The sequence below is a fragment of the Aurantibacter sp. genome (assembly GCF_039941195.1).
Taxonomy (GTDB): Bacteria; Bacteroidota; Bacteroidia; order Flavobacteriales; family Flavobacteriaceae; genus Aurantibacter_A.
Map to the genome: position 1 here is coordinate 1 of NZ_JBDVFA010000054.1, position 19,680 is coordinate 19,680.

23 protein-coding genes are annotated in these 19,680 nt (G+C 34.3%); 12 read left to right on the forward strand and 11 right to left on the reverse strand.

What is annotated here, in order from left to right:
• On the forward strand, positions 1 to 508 hold a 508-nt coding region (locus ABJF52_RS09150; protein ID WP_348149295.1), incomplete at its 5' end, for an alpha/beta hydrolase.
• Here the strand turns inward: ABJF52_RS09150 and ABJF52_RS09155 are convergent.
• The 4 genes from ABJF52_RS09155 to ABJF52_RS09170 all read right to left on the reverse strand — a co-directional run bounded on the left by ABJF52_RS09155 (position 494) and on the right by ABJF52_RS09170 (position 4,582).
• Complete coding sequence (locus ABJF52_RS09155) at positions 494 to 2,161, reverse strand: glycerol-3-phosphate dehydrogenase/oxidase (protein ID WP_348149296.1); 1,668 nt, start codon at positions 2,159 to 2,161, stop codon at positions 494 to 496. The genes ABJF52_RS09150 and ABJF52_RS09155 overlap by 15 nt on opposite strands.
• Before the next feature lie 50 nt (positions 2,162 to 2,211).
• The gene (glpK, locus tag ABJF52_RS09160) at positions 2,212 to 3,699 is read right to left on the reverse strand and encodes a glycerol kinase GlpK (protein WP_348149298.1); all 1,488 of its coding nucleotides are present in this window, start codon (positions 3,697 to 3,699) and stop codon (positions 2,212 to 2,214) included.
• Positions 3,700 to 3,907: 208 nt separating this feature from the next.
• Positions 3,908 to 4,216, reverse strand: coding sequence for an antibiotic biosynthesis monooxygenase (locus ABJF52_RS09165; RefSeq protein ID WP_348149300.1), 309 nt, complete (start codon positions 4,214 to 4,216; stop codon positions 3,908 to 3,910).
• Between the two features lie 9 nt (positions 4,217 to 4,225).
• Positions 4,226 to 4,582: a hypothetical protein gene (locus tag ABJF52_RS09170; RefSeq protein ID WP_348149302.1), complete on the reverse strand. Its 357-nt coding sequence runs from the start codon at positions 4,580 to 4,582 to the stop codon at positions 4,226 to 4,228.
• Positions 4,583 to 4,667: 85 nt separating this feature from the next.
• On the opposite strand from ABJF52_RS09170, the gene ABJF52_RS09175 reads away from it, so the two are divergent.
• From ABJF52_RS09175 to ABJF52_RS09200, 6 genes are all read left to right on the forward strand, one after another.
• Positions 4,668 to 5,177 carry a CvpA family protein gene (locus ABJF52_RS09175; protein ID WP_348149304.1) on the forward strand — a complete coding sequence of 170 codons (510 nt, stop codon included), beginning with the start codon at positions 4,668 to 4,670 and terminating at the stop codon, positions 5,175 to 5,177.
• A gap of 245 nt (positions 5,178 to 5,422) precedes the next feature.
• Positions 5,423 to 5,725: a hypothetical protein gene (locus tag ABJF52_RS09180; protein WP_348149306.1), complete on the forward strand. Its 303-nt coding sequence runs from the start codon at positions 5,423 to 5,425 to the stop codon at positions 5,723 to 5,725.
• 436 nt (positions 5,726 to 6,161) lie between these two features.
• On the forward strand, positions 6,162 to 6,647 hold the full coding sequence (locus tag ABJF52_RS09185) for a CAP domain-containing protein (RefSeq protein WP_348149307.1): 486 nt from the start codon (positions 6,162 to 6,164) through the stop codon (positions 6,645 to 6,647).
• 114 nt (positions 6,648 to 6,761) lie between these two features.
• Positions 6,762 to 7,295 (forward strand): 3-hydroxyanthranilate 3,4-dioxygenase, encoded by a 534-nt coding sequence (locus tag ABJF52_RS09190; RefSeq protein ID WP_348149309.1) that lies wholly within the window; start codon positions 6,762 to 6,764, stop codon positions 7,293 to 7,295.
• Between the two features lie 54 nt (positions 7,296 to 7,349).
• Positions 7,350 to 7,712 (forward strand): DUF1304 domain-containing protein, encoded by a 363-nt coding sequence (locus tag ABJF52_RS09195; RefSeq protein WP_348149311.1) that lies wholly within the window; start codon positions 7,350 to 7,352, stop codon positions 7,710 to 7,712.
• Positions 7,713 to 7,770: 58 nt separating this feature from the next.
• Entirely contained in the window at positions 7,771 to 9,324 is a 1,554-nt protein-coding gene (locus ABJF52_RS09200; RefSeq protein ID WP_348149313.1) for an aldehyde dehydrogenase family protein, read from the forward strand.
• Positions 9,325 to 9,482: 158 nt separating this feature from the next.
• On the opposite strand, the gene ABJF52_RS09205 is transcribed toward ABJF52_RS09200, so the two are convergent.
• Both ABJF52_RS09205 and ABJF52_RS09210 read right to left on the reverse strand, forming a co-directional pair.
• Positions 9,483 to 9,617 (reverse strand): hypothetical protein, encoded by a 135-nt coding sequence (locus ABJF52_RS09205; protein WP_348149315.1) that lies wholly within the window; start codon positions 9,615 to 9,617, stop codon positions 9,483 to 9,485.
• Between the two features lie 235 nt (positions 9,618 to 9,852).
• The gene (locus tag ABJF52_RS09210; protein ID WP_348149317.1) at positions 9,853 to 10,758 is read right to left on the reverse strand and encodes a hypothetical protein; all 906 of its coding nucleotides are present in this window, start codon (positions 10,756 to 10,758) and stop codon (positions 9,853 to 9,855) included.
• Positions 10,759 to 10,978: 220 nt separating this feature from the next.
• Here ABJF52_RS09210 and ABJF52_RS09215 point away from each other — a divergent pair, with 220 nt between their 5' ends.
• Complete coding sequence (locus ABJF52_RS09215) at positions 10,979 to 11,887, forward strand: OmpA family protein (protein WP_348149319.1); 909 nt, start codon at positions 10,979 to 10,981, stop codon at positions 11,885 to 11,887.
• A gap of 24 nt (positions 11,888 to 11,911) precedes the next feature.
• Entirely contained in the window at positions 11,912 to 12,460 is a 549-nt protein-coding gene (locus tag ABJF52_RS09220) for a hypothetical protein (protein ID WP_348149321.1), read from the forward strand.
• A 72-nt stretch (positions 12,461 to 12,532) separates the two neighbouring features.
• Here ABJF52_RS09220 and ABJF52_RS09225 read toward each other — a convergent pair whose 3' ends face one another.
• The 4 genes from ABJF52_RS09225 to ABJF52_RS09240 form a co-directional block, all read right to left on the reverse strand.
• Complete coding sequence (locus tag ABJF52_RS09225; RefSeq protein ID WP_348149322.1) at positions 12,533 to 13,528, reverse strand: acyl-ACP desaturase; 996 nt, start codon at positions 13,526 to 13,528, stop codon at positions 12,533 to 12,535.
• Positions 13,529 to 13,590: 62 nt separating this feature from the next.
• A complete protein-coding gene (locus ABJF52_RS09230; protein ID WP_348149324.1) occupies positions 13,591 to 14,313 on the reverse strand; it encodes a metallophosphoesterase in 723 nt (240 codons plus the stop codon).
• The gene (locus tag ABJF52_RS09235; RefSeq protein WP_348149326.1) at positions 14,310 to 15,392 is read right to left on the reverse strand and encodes a DNA helicase PriA; all 1,083 of its coding nucleotides are present in this window, start codon (positions 15,390 to 15,392) and stop codon (positions 14,310 to 14,312) included. The genes ABJF52_RS09230 and ABJF52_RS09235 overlap by 4 nt, the downstream gene beginning before the upstream one ends.
• Positions 15,393 to 15,519: 127 nt before the next feature.
• Entirely contained in the window at positions 15,520 to 16,656 is a 1,137-nt protein-coding gene (locus tag ABJF52_RS09240; RefSeq protein ID WP_348149328.1) for an SPFH domain-containing protein, read from the reverse strand.
• A 128-nt stretch (positions 16,657 to 16,784) separates the two neighbouring features.
• Here ABJF52_RS09240 and ABJF52_RS09245 point away from each other — a divergent pair, with 128 nt between their 5' ends.
• The 3 genes from ABJF52_RS09245 to ABJF52_RS09255 all read left to right on the forward strand — a co-directional run bounded on the left by ABJF52_RS09245 (position 16,785) and on the right by ABJF52_RS09255 (position 18,950).
• Positions 16,785 to 17,726, forward strand: coding sequence for a carbohydrate kinase (locus ABJF52_RS09245; protein ID WP_348149330.1), 942 nt, complete (start codon positions 16,785 to 16,787; stop codon positions 17,724 to 17,726).
• Between the two features lie 127 nt (positions 17,727 to 17,853).
• Positions 17,854 to 18,360 carry an RNA polymerase sigma factor gene (locus tag ABJF52_RS09250; protein WP_348149332.1) on the forward strand — a complete coding sequence of 169 codons (507 nt, stop codon included), beginning with the start codon at positions 17,854 to 17,856 and terminating at the stop codon, positions 18,358 to 18,360.
• Positions 18,360 to 18,950, forward strand: coding sequence for a hypothetical protein (locus ABJF52_RS09255; protein WP_348149334.1), 591 nt, complete (start codon positions 18,360 to 18,362; stop codon positions 18,948 to 18,950). The genes ABJF52_RS09250 and ABJF52_RS09255 overlap by 1 nt, the downstream gene beginning before the upstream one ends.
• A gap of 4 nt (positions 18,951 to 18,954) precedes the next feature.
• On the opposite strand, the gene ABJF52_RS09260 is transcribed toward ABJF52_RS09255, so the two are convergent.
• On the reverse strand, positions 18,955 to 19,680 hold a 726-nt coding region (locus tag ABJF52_RS09260), incomplete at its 5' end, for a DUF5929 domain-containing protein (RefSeq protein WP_348149336.1).

The following is a 19,680-nucleotide window of genomic DNA, read 5'->3' on the forward strand; positions in this document are numbered from 1 at the left end:
CTTAGAAAATGGCCAAAGCGAACACATTACCAATGCATTACAACAAATAGAATCACTATATGATTTACTTAATTGGTCAATGAATTATTCGGTAATGATTTATGACGAACTTGCTTTCTATGATTTAGCAGCTATGAAAAAATCTCTAGAACAATCTGTGCTAATGAACGATGAACCTGAACTTGTAAAGGCTGGTTTCGAATTGTTTTCTAATTGGCATTCTTTCAGGGCTTCAGAAATTGAAAATCAACCTGTAGTTTCTGATATTCCAACACTTATGGTCAGTGGAGGTCTAGACCATGTAACTCCTGTACGAAATGCGAATGAGTCGCTGAAACATTTGAAAAATGGTCATGGGGTCCTATTTCCTGATGAGGCTCATAATCTATACAATCCCTGCTTTTTTGAAATTGCTGAAGATTTTCTGAACAACCCTACCCAAAAACCTGATTCAGAATGTAGTACTGAAAAGAATCCTATTGAATGGAACTTATCAAACCCGATCTAAAGTAAAATTAGAATGCGTATCAATTTGAGCCAAAAGTTCTTCTCGCCATTCCGAAATTTGTTTATCCTCTAACTCAAAAATAGATTTAAACTCAGAAAGTATAGGTTCCATAAGAGTTCGAACACTTTCGATATCAAAATACAATCGACCTGTTCTACGGATAAAGAAATCCATTGGAGTTTGTATCATTTCAAAATCGATACCGAAACGCAACTCTGCTTTTGCCATTCGCTCGTATATGTCTTTATCTTTTAGGGTTGCATAAGTATCTAAAATCGTTTCTGTTTGTTTCCCATAATTGGTAACTAAAAACCAAGCATCATGTTTTGTAAAACCATCTGGTTTTAAACGACTATAAATCTCGTCGATATATTTCTTAACATGTTTGGCCTTTTTAAAATCTACATTTCCACATAGTGGAATTTTATCTGTTGCACATTCTTTTAGTTCTGCACCACCGTCCTCTTCTATCTTTTTGGAAATACGGTTTACAACCCGTTCTGCCATTTTGCGATAACCTGTTAACTTACCACCTGCAATACTAATTAAGCCCGAATTAGAAGTAAAAATCTCATCTTTTCTAGAAAGTTCAGAAGCAGATTTACCTTCTTCATGTATTAAGGGTCTCAGTCCCGCCCAAGAAGAAATAATATCTTTCATTTCTAAATTAATTTTTGGGAACATATGATTTACTGCAGACAACAAATAAATAGCATCTGCCAAATCAATATCAACATTATCCTTATCCTTATTAAAATTGGTATCTGTTGTACCCACATAAGTAATTTTTCCACGTGGAATTGCGAACATCATTCTTCCATCGGGCACATCAAAATAAACAGAATGTTTTACGGGCAGTTTCTCATACGGAAAAACCAAATGCACACCTTTGGTTAAATGCAATTGCTTTCCTTTTTTAGAATTGTTTTTGCCACGCAACTCATCAACCCAAGGACCGGCAGCACTAATTACATATTTCGATTTAATTTCATAATCTTCACCAGTAATACCATCTTTAATTTTTACTCCGGCTACTCTTTCATCAACATAAACAAAATCAGTAACCTCAGCATAGTTTAAGGGCACTGCCCCAAACTGCAGACTAGTTTTTATATTTTCAATAGTTAAACGAGCATCATCGGTTCTATATTCAGCATAGTATCCCGCTCCTTTCAATATTTTCTTTGGAAGCAATGGTTCTATTTTCAATGCTTCTTTCTTTTCAAGCATCTTTCTTTTATCATCACCTGTTACCTGTGCTAAAATATCATACACTTTTAACCCAATAGAGGCTAACCATTTTCCGTATGAACCATTTTCAATTAGCGGAAGAAGCATCTTTTCAGGTATCACTAAATGTGGTGCCAATTTGTGTACAATGGCACGTTCAGATCCTACTTCTTTTACCAACCAAAAATCAAATTGTTTGAGATAGCGCAACCCACCATGAATCAATTTTGTGGATTTACTACTTGTACCAGAAGCAAAATCACCTTTTTCGACTAAGGCAACCTTCAATCCTCGAGAAGCAGCATCCAATGCAATTCCACCACCGGTAATACCTCCACCAATAACAACAAGGTCAAATTCTTCATCTGCTACTTTTTTGATAGTTGCAGCTCTATTTAGGTTTGAAAAGGGTATGTTTTTCATGAAAATTTATCTGATTTTGTTAATCCAAAGAATTATAGAATGAAATCGAATTAGTCTAATTCCCAGCCTTTGGTACGTTTGACGGCTTTTTGCCATTTACCATACATTCGGTCTCGTTTTTCTTCTTCAAAAGTAGGTTCAAAAATCTTATCTAGAGCTCTTTTTTGATTGATATCACTTTGTTTCCAAATCCCTACTTGTATTCCAGCTAAAAAAGCAGCTCCCATAGCTGTCGATTCAATGACTTTTGGGCGGTGCACTTCACAACCTAAAATATTCGATTGAAACTGCATTAGGTAATTATTAGCACATGCACCGCCATCTACTCTTAAATTAGCCAATTCAACTCCGGAATCTTCTTGCATAGCATTCAATATATCTTTTGTTTGATAGGCTAAAGATTCTAAAGTAGCTTTTGCTAAATGTGCTTTTCCGGTGTCTCTTGTTAATCCAAAAACAGCTCCACGCGCATACATATCCCAATAAGGTGCTCCGAGCCCCGCAAATGCAGGTACAACGTATACCGAACTTTCACCGGGTACAGATTCTGCTAAGGCTTCTGTTTCTTTGGCGTTCTTAATTAATTGTAATCCATCTCTAAGCCATTGGATTGCTGCTCCAGCTATAAAAACACTTCCTTCTAAAGCGTAAAAAACTTTACCATCTAAGCCGTAAGCTATTGTAGTTAATAAGCCATTTTCAGAGAATTGCGGCTTCTGGCCTGTATTCATTAACATAAAACAGCCCGTGCCATACGTATTTTTAGCTGTGCCTTTCTCAAAACAAGCCTGACCAAATAAAGCCGCTTGCTGATCACCTGCAATACCAGCAATCGGAATTTTCACTCCTTCATATTCATAATCACCAAAATGATGTGAAGATGGACTCACCTTTGGCAACATACTTTCTGGAATTTCCAATTCTTTTAAAAGTTTTTGATCCCATTCTAATTCTGAAATATCATAAAGCATAGTACGCGAAGCATTCGTGTAGTCAGTGACATGATTTACCCGTTTCGTCATATTCCAAACTAACCAAGTATCTACAGTGCCCATTATTAAATCACCATTTTCGGCTTGTTCTTTAGCTCCAGCAACATTATCTAATATCCATTTAACTTTGGTAGCAGAGAAATACGAATCAATAACTAATCCGGTTGTTTTATTTACATAATCTGATAATCCACGCTCTTTCAGCTCTTCACAAATATTAGCAGTTCTTTTATCTTGCCAAACAATGGCATTGTAAACAGGTTCACCTGTAATTTTGTTCCATACTAAAGTAGTTTCACGCTGATTTGTGATACCGATACCCTTTATTGAAGTTGGATCTACATTCTGATTGTGTAACAATTGTTTCAAAACAGCAATCTGTGAACCCAATATTTCTTTTGGATTATGTTCTACCCAACCCGGTTTTGGAAATATTTGTGGGAATTCTTGTTGTTCCATTGCAACAATATTTCCTTCAGAATTTATAAGTAATGCGCGACTACTTGTAGTGCCTTGATCAAGAGAGACTATATACTTTTCGGCCATGGTTGAATTGTTTTAGAGGTATCCTACCAAATATAATGGTTAAAGTGCGGATTCAAAAGTGTAATATCACTCAATAATAAAATGTACCACAGCTTCATTAGATAATAGAACTATAAAGAAATCTTAAGATGGCTTCTTGAAAGAACAACGATTTCTTACAATACTTTTTTTTCTAAGAATGGTCTCAGTCTCGTAAGAATTTTGAAGTTTACCGATAAAAATCATATTCACGTTCAACTAAACAAATGCGAACTTTATAATAAGAATAAAAATCCATAATCCCTTTTTCTTGTGCGAATAAATGCTCCGTATTCGCCTTCCAATTTGCAATAGCTTCTAAACTTTCCCAATAACTTATTGAAATTCCTATTTCATCCCTAGCACTTTCAAAATCGATGTAACCAGGTTCTTGTTTCGCAAGCTCATTCATTTGTTCAGCAATTTCAGCGTAACCTTCAATATTATCTGTTAATCTTGAAGTAAATATTACAGCATAATAGGGTTCTCTTGCTTCCAAAATTTAGTACTAATTAATGTATTTTTTCTCTATAAAATAATTAACAATGGCCTCTTTCATTAATACCGATTGCTCACCTGCTTTTAATGTTGGCAATTCTTCTTTAACCGTATAATGTGGCCATCCGTCAGTATCAAAATAATCAAACTCATAATATCCATAGGGCTCTAACAAACGACATATTGATATATGCATTAAATCGAGCTTATCATCTTTTTTATATTTTTTATGGTATTGCCCTAATTCTTGTATTCCAACCAAATAAATAATAGCATCCAATTCTAAAACATCTCCATCAGCAAATTGAGTAGATAGTTTTTCAACCAATACTTCCCAGCGTTCTTTTAATTGTACGTCTCTAGACATTATAACTAAATATTCAATTAATTTTGGACCTTGCACGAGCACAAAGCGAATCCAAAGGTACAAATCAAAAAGCTATATTTGCCTTATGAGTTTTTTAGATATAATTTTAGGGATACTTCTTGTTTATGGACTTTACAAAGGACTTAAAAATGGTCTTTTGGTAGAACTAGCATCAATCATAGCTTTAATAGCCGGTATTTATGGAGCAATCCATTTCTCTTATTATGTTGGCGATTATTTATCTGAAAACATGAATTGGGATGAACGTTATATTAGCACTGCTTCATTTATAATCACTTTTATACTTATAGTAATTGGAGTAAACCTTTTAGCCAAGCTGTTAACTAAGGTTGCTAATTTTGCCATGCTTGGTCTCCTAAACAAAATTGCCGGTGCACTTTTCGGAGCTCTTAAAGTAGCAGTAATACTAGGTGCAATTTTAGTCTTTATTGAACGTGCAAATAGTTCATTAGGCATGGTAAAAAAAGATAGTGTACAAGAATCTGTGCTTTATGAACCAATAAAGGAAATTGGCGTTTTTATATTTTCTAAGGTTTTAAAAAAGGAGGAAAGTTCTGAATCTTCCGAAGTTTAAGGGTATCGTTCAATTTGTAAATTAGTATTTCTTAAAACTACTCCAAACGCAAGTTTTACTTTTTAATGTTGGGAAAATATTACACATTCTTTTTCGAAATACCACATAAATACACATTACAACAAATAATTGTAATTTATAATAATCTAATTATCAAGTAAATACATTTTTTAAAATTCATGGCATATTATTTTCAATTAGGTTAAACAATTAATAATAACAGTTTAATTTAAAATATTTGAATTATGAAGAAGTTAATTTTTACAGCAGTATTCGCATTAGGAAGTTTCGCTACATTTGCTCAAGAAGCAGCAACTGAAACGCAAGAAGCAGCAACTGAAGTTGTAGCTCAAGATAGTTTTTCTGAAATTTCTGTTGAAGAAGTACCTCAGGCTGTATCAGATATGATTGAAGCTAGCTACCCAGGTGCAACAATAAATAAAGCTGAGAAAAACGCAGAAAATCATTATAAATTAGAAGTTGCCTTAGAAGACGGAACAGTTGGTTCTTTAACTCTTGATGAAGAAGGTAAAACTCTTGAGCAATAAAAATGATTTAATATGAACTAATGTTTGTATTAATTATGAAAAGGAATTGTTTTCGAACAATTCCTTTTTTTGTTTGAATACTTATTAGTCATTACTCATCTACATTTTTCATAATCAAACTATTGCTTCTATAGTTCTTAAATAACTCTTACAGTTTTGATTAACCCTTGAATTATTAAAACTGGTTAATTTTAAAAGAGCATATTTCTTGTAAGTATTGCTAATTGAGATTATAAAATATGTCACTTTTGGACTACAAAAAGTAGATAGTTCGTGTATTTCGTCGAAAAACGTATTTATTCGATTACTGCCCTATCAAGTTTTTCTATATTCGTAACGTTGGAACCCCAGTTCAACACTAGAACACAAGAATTTCCCCTTTCTTTTCTCCTACTTAAAGTGGTACTAGAACGACCTACTTTAAAGAAATATAAGTATGAAAATGAGATTACAACACTTTATGTTGGTCTTGTTTGTATGTTTGGGGAGTTCGTGCAGCAAAGAATCCTTAGAGACTACAGACGATATTGGCACCATAGTAGCAAAAAATAATACCGTTGTTGAGGAAGAGCTTCTAAATATTGTAAATGATCACCGTTTATCTATTGGCGTAAACACTCTTGAATTTAGTGAAGAAGCGTATGTTGAGGCAAATGCTCACAACGACTATATGATTTCTAAAGGTAGTTTAAGCCATGACAATTTTAGTTCACGTGCATCAAAAATTGCAGCTGCTGTAGATGTTGAATATATAGCTGAAAATGTAGCGAGAAATTTTGACACGGCTTCCGGTGCTTATGGAAATTGGTTAGCAAGCACAAGTCATAAAAATACTATGGAAGGCGACTTTACTCATACAGCTGTAAGTGTCAAAATCGACGCTGAAGGTAAATTATACTTCACGCAACTGTTCTATCGCTAACATTTCTTTTTGTTATTTACTCCGGGGGCATGTCGGATTCTTTTTTTAAATTTGATAAAATCTGTTTTTAGGTTATTTGCATCTGCAATTACCTAAATAATTCAAATTATAGTTATGGCTATTGCTCCTCCATTTAATCTTAACAATTGGATTTCCGAAAACCGAGATTTGCTCAAGCCACCTGTTGGTAACAAAAATCTTTATAAAGAATCTGGAGATTATATTGTAATGATTGTAGCCGGTCCGAATGCCCGAAAAGATTACCATTACAATGAAACTGAAGAACTTTTTTATCAATTAGAAGGGAATATTGAAGTACATATTCAGGAAGATGGCCAGAAGAAAACGATGAAATTAGGTCCTGGTGACATGTATTTACATCCTGCAAAAGTCCCACATTCTCCAGTTCGTCATGAAGGAAGTCTTGGTTTGGTAATTGAGCGCAAACGTGCTGATATGAAAATTGATGATGGCCTATTATGGTTTTGTGATAATTGCAATCATAAATTGTATGAAGCCTATTTTACCTTAGAGGATATAGAAAAGGATTTCCTTGCACATTTCAAAGTATTTTACGGTTCAGAAGAACTTCGAACTTGTGATAATTGCGGCACAGTAATGCCTGTAGATAAGAGATTTATAGGGTAATCCGCAGCTTTTTTTGCAATTAAGTAGTGGAATAGTTTTAAATAAATTAATCTTATGAATTTAATAATCAATATTCTTATTGCTTTTGTAGCCTTTTTACATTTGTACTTTTTATACTTTGAAATGTTTGCCTGGACCACTAAAGGCCCAAAAATATTTAGGAATTTCCCTAAAGATTTGTTTGAACCAACCAAATCTATGGCTGCTAATCAAGGTTTATACAATGGTTTTTTAGCGGCCGGCCTCATTTGGACTTTTTTTATTTCCAATGCTATTTGGAAAGATAATGTTGCACTTTTCTTTTTAGGATGTGTTGTAGTTGCAGGTATTTATGGTTCAATTTCTGTATCTAAAAAAATATTTATTATTCAAGGTTTACCAGCGTTAATCACAATACTTCTTATTCTCTTTAGTTAACATTTAATATTCGTAAATTTGTTTAAATCACAACAATACACGCGTTAAAAGTTAAATAATGACAAACATAGCAACAGCATTTGGTATCTCAGAAGCATTAGAAAAATTAGGAATAACTATCAACAACAAGGGCACTTCTACAGGCCAAAAAAACTTTGGAACTGGACCTAGCATTGATTCTCATTCTCCGGTAGATGGGGTTTTAATTAGCAAGGTTACAACAACTACTGCAGAAGATTATAATGAAGTAATGCAATCTGCTACTACAGCTTTTAAATCATGGCGAAAAAAACCAGCCCCATTACGAGGCGAAATAGTGAGGCAATTTGGTGATAAGCTAAGAGAATTAAAAGAACCACTTGGTAAATTGGTCTCTTATGAGATGGGAAAAAGCTATCAAGAAGGGTTGGGTGAAGTTCAAGAAATGATTGATATCTGTGATTTTGCCGTTGGACTTTCACGTCAATTACATGGATTAACTATGCACTCAGAAAGACCGGGCCATAGAATGTATGAACAATACCATCCGTTAGGAGTGGTTGGTATTATTTCTGCTTTTAATTTTCCGGTTGCGGTTTGGGCTTGGAATACTACATTAGCATGGATATGTGGTGATGTCTGTGTATGGAAACCATCGGAAAAAACACCACTTTGCGGTATTGCATGTCAAAATATTATTTCAAAAATATTAAAGCAAAATAATTTACCGGAGGGTATTTCTTGTTTAATAAACGGAGATTATAAGGTAGGTGAAATGATGACTTCAGATTCAAGAATTCCGCTTATCTCAGCTACAGGTTCCACAAGAATGGGAAAAATAGTTGCACAAACAGTTGCAGCCCGATTAGGCAAATCGTTATTAGAATTAGGAGGGAATAATGCTATTATCGTTACTCCAGATGCCGATATTAAAATGACGGTAATTGGAGCTGTATTTGGTACAGTAGGTACAGCAGGACAACGATGTACATCTACAAGAAGGTTAATAATTCATGATTCTATTTATGACAAGGTTAAAGATGCTGTCGTTGCTGCTTACAGGCAATTACGAATTGGAAACCCGTTAGATGAGAGCAACCATGTTGGACCGTTAATAGACACAGAGGCGGTAAGAATGTACGAGGTAGCTTTGGATCAAGTTGTAGAAGAGGGTGGCCGAATAATTGTGGAAGGTGGTAAACTTGAGGGTACTGGTTACGAAAGTGGATGTTACGTTAAGCCGGCAATAGCTGAAGCTAAAAATGATTATAAAATAGTACAACATGAAACTTTTGCGCCAATTCTATATTTATTAAAATATTCTGGAAAAATTGATAACGCAATCGACATTCAAAATAATGTTGCACAAGGACTTTCATCTGCAATTATGACGAATAATCTTCGTGAGGCAGAACACTTTCTTTCAGTTGCTGGAAGTGATTGTGGTATAGCAAATGTTAACATTGGTACTTCTGGTGCGGAAATCGGTGGTGCTTTTGGTGGCGAAAAGGAAACAGGAGGTGGCAGAGAATCGGGATCAGATGCATGGAAAGTATATATGAGACGCCAAACAAACACGATTAATTATACTACCGAACTACCGCTTGCCCAAGGAATAAAATTCGATCTTTAATTCGTTTTAAAAGTTAACAAGAATTGTAAAAAGTAAGCAAAAAAAAACCGCTGCTCTCTCACTTGTCCGTTCCCCCGAAAGACAAGTTTGAATTACAACGGTTAATTTAAAACTAACTATATCAAACTACTAAATAAATATTCTAATACGAATAGGACTTAATTTCTTGTTTTACTATTTGAGCTGGCATTCTCAGTTTTTTTTATAGTCCAACTGCCATGTAATAGCGTTTGTGTTCCCAACACCATTACCATTAAAAAGAATGTCAACATATTTACTATTCTCGTTTTCATTTGTTCTAATTAACATATTAAAAATAGGATATTGTTTCCTTGTTTATTCTAGATATGTGCCAATCTGCAAATATCTTGTATAACTGTACCATTATTTTGTATAAATGGTTTAGTCTAAATTCTATCAGTAAACCTATTGTAATATTCATAAGTTCACTAGTTAAAATCCGCCGAAAGCATTGGACACAGTTGTCAAAACCATCGGCGGAATAACCAACCTAACTCAAACACTATTTTATTCAGGGATATTTAATGCTGCACAAACTTCGCTATAAGACATTTTACTGTAATCCTCTAATTGCTTTGAAGATATAACTGGTCCAATACCAACTGCATTTCCACCAGGAATTATTACATAACGAAACAAATAGTTTGTTGTAAAACCATTATATGTATTTCCTCTGTCCACTACATTTATTCTTAGTTTACCTAATTTGCTAAATGATGACCATGTAGTATGAATGTCCCCTCCTAAATTAATAGTTATTGGAAGTTGACCCACCTGACCTGAAGGCCAAATAGATGATGCATAACTCTTTAAATTTGCGAAAACTAAAACTGTTCCTTTATCCAAAATATCTTGAGTAATTGCAGGAACTGATTTAATATAATCAAAGTGAATCTTAGTATATACAGTACTTTTATCCCATCCTGTAGGTGAAAACCAATCAGAATAAATTACATTGGCTGTACCCGTATCCCCTTTTGGACCCTGTTCTCCTTGTTCTCCTTGTTCACCTTGAGGACCTTGCTCTCCTTGTGGGCCTTGAGCACCATCAGCACCATCCTGTCCATCAACACCGTCCACACCGTCTTGACCATCTGCGCCATCCTGACCATCTGTTCCATCAGCTCCATCAGCTCCGTCAGCTCCGTCTTGTCCATCACTTCCATCTTCACCATTCGTTCCATCCTCCCCGTTCGATCCATTTGTTCCGTTAGTTCCATTAGTACTACCCGCATTGGTTGACGATGTTTCAACAGCTTCAGGCAATACAGCATCTTGTAAATTTTCTTTTTTACAGGATGCTAGAGCTATAAGCGCCACCACCAAAAAATAGGACATAAAAAAATTAGTTCTTTTTTTAGATGCTGTGTATATGATTACACATTCTTCTTTATTGTTTTTCATAGAGTTCATGACAAATAATTTTAAAGTTTATATGTCACTTTATGAAATGTTGGAATGAAGGTTAACATTTAGGAAAAAAGAATATCAACAGTTTTATACCTTTCTTACTGGAACATCCTATAAAATATACTCTCAAAGACCTAACAATCAGATAATAAATGCTAAAAATTTAACATTTTGAGTGAAATTTTTAATACATTGTGGGTTAAACACTAAATAATTATTAACAATGAGTAAAACAACAACAAATCTGATTGGAATCTTACTAACGATTCTGGCAGGTATTTATCTCTATTATCATCTCTGTAGTTCGTGTGGAGTGGCTGTAGCAGATAATGACCCTGTCGAAAAAGTAGTAACTCCAGTAGTACCCGAAGCCACGTCTTATCCTTTTGCCTTAAGCAATGATGGTTATGCGTGTAATGTTAACGACAATTATAATTTTAATGTGTCGTCTTCAAGTATTTTAACACCTTTAGCAACTGAGGTTAGCGATTGCATTGGATCTTTAAAAACCTTTTTAGGTGAAAATTCTGAAAAAGTAGTGAACATCACAGGTTATTACACAAGTGATGAGACTAACGATTCAGCTTTTCCAAATTTAGGTCTTGCAAGAGCAAATGCAGTTAAAAACAGCTTGGTTGAAAGTGGTATTTCGTCAACCCAAGTAAATACATTTGGTCAACTAAAAGACGAAATGGTGGCTAAAGACAACACCTATTTTGGACCCGTTTCTTATAGTTTAGAAACAGAAGCTGCTACCACAGCTGATGACATGAAAGCATTGTATGAAAAAATAAAGGCAGACCCCTTAGTACTTTATTTTAATACGGCAGAAGCTTCGATTTCTTTAACAGAAGCACAGCGACAAAAAATTGCTGACATTTCGCATTACTTAGATAAAGTAGCAGATGCTAGCTGTAATGTAGTAGGCCATACAGATAATACCGGTAAAGCTGTTACCAATATGAAGCTTGGACAAGACAGAGCGGATTTTGCAAAAGCATACCTTACTAAAAATGGTATTTCTGATGCTAAAATCAACGCAAGTTCCAAAGGACAAACACAGCCAGTTACAAGTAATGCAACTGAAGACGGTAAAGCTAAAAATAGAAGAACCGTAGTAACATTAAATTAAATAACTAACAAAAAATAAATAAAAATGGATATTGATTTTTCAAATATATGGTGCTGGTTAATTCCGCTTCTTTGTACATTATTAGGTGCCTTATTCGGGTATTTACTTGGAAAAGGAAAAAGCACAACAATAGACAATTCTGCAGACCTTAAATTATTGCAGGATAAGAATGCTAAACTTAAAGCTGATTTAGATGCTTGTAATGGTAAATTATCTGCAAAAGTTGCCGCGCCTGTAGCTATGGCTGCCGCACCAGCAGTTGCTGCTCTAATTCCTTTTGATGGAGCTGCCGCTAAAGCGGTCTTTGGTAAAACTATAAAGCAAGACGATTTAAAAGTTGTTGAAGGAATTGGTCCAAAAATTTCGCAAATGTTTATTGATGCTGGAATTTCAACTTGGAAAGCACTTTCAGAAACTTCTGTAGCAAAATGTCAAGAAGTATTAGATGGTGGTGGTGATCGCTATAAAGTTCACAATCCTGCATCTTGGCCGATGCAAGCAAAAATGTGTTATGAAGGCAAATGGGCAGAGCTATCTAAATGGCAAGATGAACATGATCACGGTAAATTGTAATCACGTTTAACTGAAAACAAAAAAAACCTGTTGATATATAATCAACAGGTTTTTTTATTGTAAAGTTGTATGCTAAATTCTTCCGTTAGCTTCTACCCATTTAAAACGATAATCATCTTCAGGAAATTTCATTCTTTCCGCAATTCGTTCTAATCTAGATGGAAGTTTTATAAGATAATCGCGTGCTTTTTCAGCTTCATCATTTAAACTTCTAACCGTCTCTAGTTCCCAATAAACATTCAGCTTACGCAATATATCTACATAATCTTGTGCAGTATAAACTCCTAAGCGTTGTGCACAATTAGAGAAATTCTCAAAAGCTTCACCAACGACACCACCAGATTCTCTTAAAAAATGAGCTGGCATAACAATTTTCTTTTTCATCATATCAGCAAAAGCCAACATCATACCAGAAGGATCTTCGCCGAAAATAGTTTTAACAAATTCGCGATAAGCTAAATGATGACGCATTTCGTCACCTGCAATTATGGTACACATTTTACCCAACAAAGCATTTCCTTTTTTCTTAGCCATTTGCCCTACTCTCTTATGAGAAATATTTGTTGCTAATTCTTGAAATGAAGTATATACAAAGTTTTTATAAGGATCTCTATCCGTACCAATATCAAAACCATCAGAAATTAAGTGTTGCGTAGTAATTTCAACTTCACGCATATTCACACGACCAGATAAATAAAGATATTTATTAAGCACATCGCCATGTCTGTTCTCTTCACCTGTCCAAGCACGAACCCATTTAGACCAACCGTTAGGTTTCCCATCATGTTGGTTAATACCTTCAACATCCATTAACCAAGATTCATATGTTGGCAAAGCTTCTTCTGTAATTGTATCGGCAACCATAGTTACCCAGAAATCATACCCCAGTTCTTTTGACTCACCTCTTAAAGTTTCTACTTCTTTTAAGAAATTGTCATTCTCAGAATCTGGCAAAAAATCTGAGGGTTGCCATATGTCTTCAACTGGAATAAGAAATTGGTTCATGAACCCATCTACTTTGTGTTCAATTGCCTGCATTACTTCTAACCTAATATTCTTTTCGGCCATTTTCTATTTTTTACAAAGTTCGCAATAATATAGTTAAAACGTGTCTTAATTTAAAGTCTCTTTTAATTACGTCCATTTTCACCAGGATATAACAGATGAACAGGATCACTTTGCCAAACCTCTTTGGTATCAACATCTATAATAGATAATGGTCCTTTAAAAGCTGCTCCAGTATCTATATTCCAGACATTAGCTGCTTTTTGTGGAGTTGTCTTACCCATTCGGGTTACTGGTGTATGCCCAATATAAATTTCGGGATAATGTAGTAATCTTTTAGGGTAATATGGACTATCAACACTCAAGTCTTGATCTAAAGAAACTGCCATTTCCCATAATGTACGATCCCAATAAAAAGTTTTGGTAGAATACTCATGTTCTACTCCCCTTAAATTAGTAAATCCCGCGTGTAAGTATAATCTATTTTGTTCATCAATATAATAATTCTTCAAGCCCTCATAAAACATCATATGCAAATCACTAGCATCTACATCATTACGATACGAATCAAAAGTTGCTTGGCCTCCATGCTGCAACCAAACTTCATTTATTTCATCATTAGAAAGCCAATCTAAACACAATTCATCATGATTACCACGTAAAAAAATACATTGATGTGTTTCATCAAGTTCCGACAAAAAATCAACGGTTTCTACTGCCTCGCTCCATCCATCTACATAATCACCCAAAAATATTAATCTATCAGCCGTAGTTATTTGGGCCCGCTCAAAAACTTGTTTGAGTGCACGCAAACCTGAATGTATATCTCCTATTACTAGTGTTCTCATTGTGCAAAAATCGCTATTAAGACAATAACAACAATGATAAAAATCACCAAAAAGAATATTTTCCAGAACGAATATGGTCTTGTGCCACTAATTTTACCCGTTTGTCCATTAATATAAAAGTGATACTCTTTACCATTATATCGGTAAGCACTAATATACATGGGTAATAAAATATGCTTAAACGTTTCATCAGACAGTTTTATATCTGCATGGTGTATACGCTGCGTATCTCCACCTATATCTCGTCTAATAATATTATAAGCTATATCTTTTGCTGTTTGAAAAGATTGATGATGTCCATCTTTAAGCGAAATTGTGTATTTTTCTGTAACAAAACCCGATAAGTAGTTAGAATTAAAACCTGTTAATTCTTCCAAATTCCAAAAGGATACATTTTGCGGAATTTCACGTCGCTTTTTTTCCGATGAATTAATTAATATATCATCCGCAAAACCATCTATAGTGCCAGAAGCACCATACCATTTCGTCTTTCGAACCTGTCTCGTTTGAACTCCGCTTTTAGTTTTTATTCGTTTAGTTTCATAATAATACTCGCCTCTTTGTCCTTGATAGCTTGCCCGTATTTTTGCATCGAAAGTCCAATGGGGAATATATACACCATGTAATCCCTCTGGGTCCAATGCCGCCTTTTTCAAATTATCGGGTGCAAACCAAATTCCGTTTACCCAACTTTTAAAAATTGATTGTGCTTTTTTAGTATCGAGTTGAAATGGAACAAGAGCACCAGGAATAATCCACCCTTCTTTATGAACATCCTCTCTAATTAAGGGCTCACTGCAGTACACACAATGCAACGATTTAAAATTTTCTTCAATATGCTGATTAGCACCACAATTCTTACAATGCAAAAGGTCGATAGTCTCGGTATACGCATTGTCGCCTACAACTTTTAAATAATGCTGTAGCTCTAACTCTTCGAAACTACTTTTCGAATTTTCTATAAACTCTTCATACCCACAATATTCACATTTTATTTGATGCGAACCAGGTTTATATTTTAGCTCTGCTCCACAAGACGCACAGGCTTTTTTACTTTCTGAATTTTTAACTTCTTCCATTCATATCATTTCCAGATTCAATTATAATTAAATCGCGGTGGAAATCTTTTTTGAACCAATAGTTCCATATTAATATTAGACCTAAAAGTAGGTATAAGGCCTTTATTTATAGAGTAATGAAATAGGTTTATACCGTTGGTAAAGGCGGTGGTGTATTACCCCCCAAAAATACTTTTAACTCCGGTACATCTTTTAATGCAACCCAAGTATCTAAACCTTGTTTCCAAACAAGGGTATCTTTATTAACAGTTCTATTTGCGAAAAGTTCTTGCAATTTTTCAAAGGGCACAGGACCTTGTTGCTGCCCACTAACTGCATAGTGATACATTGTTTGAACTGGCATCGGAGGTGGAGTCACCGCTCCAGGTTGCACCTGAGAAACCGGTTGTTGCCTCATAGTCGGATTCATCATATTACCCATTTGTTGTGCAAGAACAAAACCCATACCCATGCCCATACCTGCACCGGCTGTTCCACCTTCGTTTTTGGCTGCTTCCTCTATTGCTTTTGCTGTCTTAAATTGAGAAAGTTTAGTCATATCCAATTTATCTAATCGACTATACTCAAAAATTTCCTTTTTGAGTTCTTCTGGCATCGAAACATTTTCTATATAAAACTTCTCCAGTTCTATTCCTACGCGCCCAAACTCCGGCTGCATAACTTCTTGGCAAGTATCCGAAAGTTCCGTTGTATTAGCCGCATACATTTCAATAGGCAAATTAGCCTCACCGATGGTGTTTGTAAACCGTGTAACTATTAAGCTTTTAAGGTGTTCATTTACCTCGTAATTTGTAAAGTGACTATCGGTACCCACAACATTAACAACAAACTTACCCGATTCTTTTACTCTAAAACTATAGGTGCCAAAAGCCCGAATTTCAACCATTCCAAAACGCTCATCACTTAAAATAAAAGGGTTCTTTGTTCCCCATTTTTCATCAGTAAATAATCGTGTATTTACGAAATACACCTCAGCTTTAAACGGACTATTAAAACCATATTTCCATCCTTTTATAGTGGAAAGAATAGGTAGGTTTTGTGTGTTTAAAGTGTAAGTTCCAGGTTTAAAAACATCCGCTAATTGACCCTCGCTAATGAATACAGCCTCTTGTCCTTCACGTACAATTAATTGAGCTCCATTTTTTATTTCATTTTGGTAACGTTCAAATCTATGTACTATGGTATCATTGGTATTGTCGAGCCATTCAACAATATCTATAAATTCATGGCTTAGTTTTTTCTTTATTTCATCAAATAAATTCATTGTGTTTATAGTTTTAAATATTTTGATAAAAAGATAAGGATTTATTTAGGAGAGCATATTAAAATATCGCTATTTTTTAGCTACCTTTTGCACTTTACCACTTATGATTATAAAAGAAACACCATTAAATGAAAACAGTTTTTTGTATTGGAGAAGTTTTAATTGATTTTGTAGCTGAAAATCAAGGCAACGACCTATCAATGGCTAATGTCTTTACAAAAAAGGCCGGAGGAGCTCCAGCTAATGTTGCTTGTGCAATTGCTAAACTTGATGGTAAAAGTAGTTTTATAGGCTGTGTTGGTGAGGATCAGTTTGGTGATTTTTTAATTCAAGTTTTAAAAGATTACAGAGTTGATTTAAGTTTAACTCAACGATCAAAAACCTTTACCACTTTGGCTTTTGTCTCTATTTCTGATAATGGTGAACGAGATTTTGTATTTAGTAGAGGTGCCGATAAAAAACTAACCTATGATAAAGTTATAAAGCAACAATTTAAAAATAACATTGTTCATTTTGGTGCTGCCACTGCACTGTTAGGGGGTAGTTTAGAGGAAGCTTATACACACTATTTATTTGATGCATTAACTAAAAATTCATTTATAAGTTTTGACCCTAATTTTAGAGGTGATTTATGGAAAACGAAGACCGATGTATTCATTAAAAAATGCATGCCATTTATTCAAAAATCTCATCTCTGTAAATTTAGTTTAGAAGAAGCACAATTACTTTCTGGTGAAAGCAAATTGGAAGATGCTTGTACTAGTTTTCATGAAATGGGTGTCCCCTTAGTTGTGGTAACTTTAGGTGGTGATGGCACCTATGTAAGCGCCGAAAATTTAAAAAAGACTATTGGCAGTGTTAAAGTAGAGCCGGTTGACACTACTGGCGCTGGTGATGCTTTCATTGGCTGCTTACTGCGATTAATTTCATCTTTAGCTGATCCTAAAAGTATTATTTCTGAAACCGATGTTTTAGAAAACATGATTAAAACTGCCAACAAAGCGGGTGCAATTACTACGACAAATTTTGGCGCCATACCTTCTTTACCTAGTGCCGAGCAGCTATTTTAAAACATCTTTTTATTGTTAAATAATAGCACAGAATAAATTGTGCTTCCGTACTTCATTAAAAAAATTGACATTCTTTGTCATATTTTCACATGCCTTGTCACTAAATAATTAGAAGCAGGTTACAACTATGAATAAAGACTTAGAAAATATTTTTCTAAATGCATTAGAAGAGCATCAGTATAAGTTACTGCGAATTTGTACAGTTTATGCAAAAGATGACGATGACACCAAAGATTTGCTACAAGAAGTTTTAGTAAACATTTGGAAGGCCATGCCATCATTTAAAGGTGATGCTAATATTGGTACCTGGATGTACAGAATAACTTTAAATGTTTGTCTTCGATTAAAAACTAAAGAAATTGGTAGGCAAAAGAAAACCCTAAGACTAGATAGCCGTGCCATAAACATTTACAAAACTGATGCTTCAGAAAATGGCCAACAAGAGCAACTTATGCAATTACGTAAGTGTATTAAACAACTAAATGAAGCTGATAAAGCAGTCATTACATTGTATTTAGAAGAACTGCCCTATAAAGAAATTTCTGCCGTTACGGGTATTACTGAAAACACAGTTGCTGTTAAAATAAAGCGCATAAAAAATAAATTGTTGAATTGTTTAAAACCGATGATATAATGGAAGATGAATTGATAAAAATCTGGCAGTCCTCTCCAAAGGCAGAGCAAATTAAATTTGAAAAATCTAGATTGATACTAGATATGCAATCCAGTCTAGATCGTTTTCATCGATTTATAAAATATAGAATTATTCATGACCAAATAGCTTGTATTATAGTAATAGCGGGGTTTATATATGGTATATACCTCGTACCTCCAATACTTTCAAAAATTGCATGTTTTTTTATTGTTCTATGGGCAATTTGGTATCTGTTACAACTTGTAGGGTCGAAGAAAATGAAGCCAACATCCGTTACTCTAAACTATTTAGAATACTTGGAGAAAAATAGAGATTACCTGACATACCTTAAAGAGACGATAATTAGATCGATGTATTCGTATGCTATATTAGCATTGCCAGCATACTTTTTATTCATTTCAGGTGTATACTTTGATGGGCTAAGTGATATTACTTTTTTTATCAAATTAATATTTTTAGGCATTTTCGTGCACATAGGGGCATACGCCTATAGTAAATGGGAAGTAAAAAAAGTGGATACATATGGATTAAAAAAAATTGACGAACTTATAGAAGTGATGGAAGAATAATACTCTAATTATACTTTACTTTTCGCAAAATTCTAAGTGCTTCTTTTAGGGATAGATAAATCTCTTGATCATATTTTTTTAGCAAAGGACGAGCTATTTCCAATTTGTCTTTTGCATCCTCAAAACCATTAAAATAGCATATAACATAAGAATCTGGTAATTGTTTAATATCTCTATTTTCCGCTGGATTCAACTTTATTTTTTTTTTCAATTTTTGCAATAAAGCATTGTTGGCATTAAAAATATGATGTAACGTTTTAGCATCGTATTGCGGTGGTTCAAAAAGTAAGGCACTCTGAATTTGATAGGTGCCATTTTCAGCAAAAGTGATATTTGTTTCCTCCAATGGAAAGTATTTTTGACTTTCTCCAAGTTCTAATTGAACATATTCTACCGTTGTAAAAGAATCATCATTATAAGAAATGGTTACTTCATCTAAAGCGGAATAAAAAAGTTTTACTTGCTCATTTATCAATTCGATATCTACACGCGAAAAATAAGTTTGATTTTTAACCACTTTTGTTTTTCCCGCCCAACAAACAATAAATTGCTCTTTAAAAACCTTGTAATTACTGTCTAAATCTTTATGCCGATTATTAATAAAATCGATAACTCCATCGAGCGTAAGTTCAATATTATTTTTAGCATGTTTTTCTATTGTAGCAACAGCATTCGAGTTTATGTCTTTTAATTGAACATCAAAAACCTTCGGCATACTTATACTGCCTTC

Coding starts and splice junctions, on each gene's coding strand:
- ABJF52_RS09200 (WP_348149313.1), top strand. CDS start 7,771: ATGACAAACATAGCAACAGCATTTGGTATCTCAGAAGCATTAGAAAAA.
- ABJF52_RS09250 (WP_348149332.1), top strand. CDS start 17,854: ATGAATAAAGACTTAGAAAATATTTTTCTAAATGCATTAGAAGAGCAT.
- ABJF52_RS09225 (WP_348149322.1), bottom strand. CDS start 13,528: ATGGCCGAAAAGAATATTAGGTTAGAAGTAATGCAGGCAATTGAACAC.
- ABJF52_RS09195 (WP_348149311.1), top strand. CDS start 7,350: ATGAATTTAATAATCAATATTCTTATTGCTTTTGTAGCCTTTTTACAT.
- ABJF52_RS09220 (WP_348149321.1), top strand. CDS start 11,912: ATGGATATTGATTTTTCAAATATATGGTGCTGGTTAATTCCGCTTCTT.
- ABJF52_RS09155 (WP_348149296.1), bottom strand. CDS start 2,161: ATGAAAAACATACCCTTTTCAAACCTAAATAGAGCTGCAACTATCAAA.
- ABJF52_RS09230 (WP_348149324.1), bottom strand. CDS start 14,313: ATGAGAACACTAGTAATAGGAGATATACATTCAGGTTTGCGTGCACTC.
- ABJF52_RS09205 (WP_348149315.1), bottom strand. CDS start 9,617: ATGAAAACGAGAATAGTAAATATGTTGACATTCTTTTTAATGGTAATG.
- ABJF52_RS09245 (WP_348149330.1), top strand. CDS start 16,785: ATGAAAACAGTTTTTTGTATTGGAGAAGTTTTAATTGATTTTGTAGCT.
- ABJF52_RS09240 (WP_348149328.1), bottom strand. CDS start 16,656: ATGAATTTATTTGATGAAATAAAGAAAAAACTAAGCCATGAATTTATA.
- ABJF52_RS09175 (WP_348149304.1), top strand. CDS start 4,668: ATGAGTTTTTTAGATATAATTTTAGGGATACTTCTTGTTTATGGACTT.
- ABJF52_RS09185 (WP_348149307.1), top strand. CDS start 6,162: ATGAAAATGAGATTACAACACTTTATGTTGGTCTTGTTTGTATGTTTG.
- ABJF52_RS09215 (WP_348149319.1), top strand. CDS start 10,979: ATGAGTAAAACAACAACAAATCTGATTGGAATCTTACTAACGATTCTG.
- ABJF52_RS09210 (WP_348149317.1), bottom strand. CDS start 10,758: ATGAACTCTATGAAAAACAATAAAGAAGAATGTGTAATCATATACACA.
- ABJF52_RS09235 (WP_348149326.1), bottom strand. CDS start 15,392: ATGGAAGAAGTTAAAAATTCAGAAAGTAAAAAAGCCTGTGCGTCTTGT.
- ABJF52_RS09180 (WP_348149306.1), top strand. CDS start 5,423: ATGAAGAAGTTAATTTTTACAGCAGTATTCGCATTAGGAAGTTTCGCT.
- ABJF52_RS09255 (WP_348149334.1), top strand. CDS start 18,360: ATGGAAGATGAATTGATAAAAATCTGGCAGTCCTCTCCAAAGGCAGAG.
- glpK (WP_348149298.1), bottom strand. CDS start 3,699: ATGGCCGAAAAGTATATAGTCTCTCTTGATCAAGGCACTACAAGTAGT.
- ABJF52_RS09170 (WP_348149302.1), bottom strand. CDS start 4,582: ATGTCTAGAGACGTACAATTAAAAGAACGCTGGGAAGTATTGGTTGAA.
- ABJF52_RS09190 (WP_348149309.1), top strand. CDS start 6,762: ATGGCTATTGCTCCTCCATTTAATCTTAACAATTGGATTTCCGAAAAC.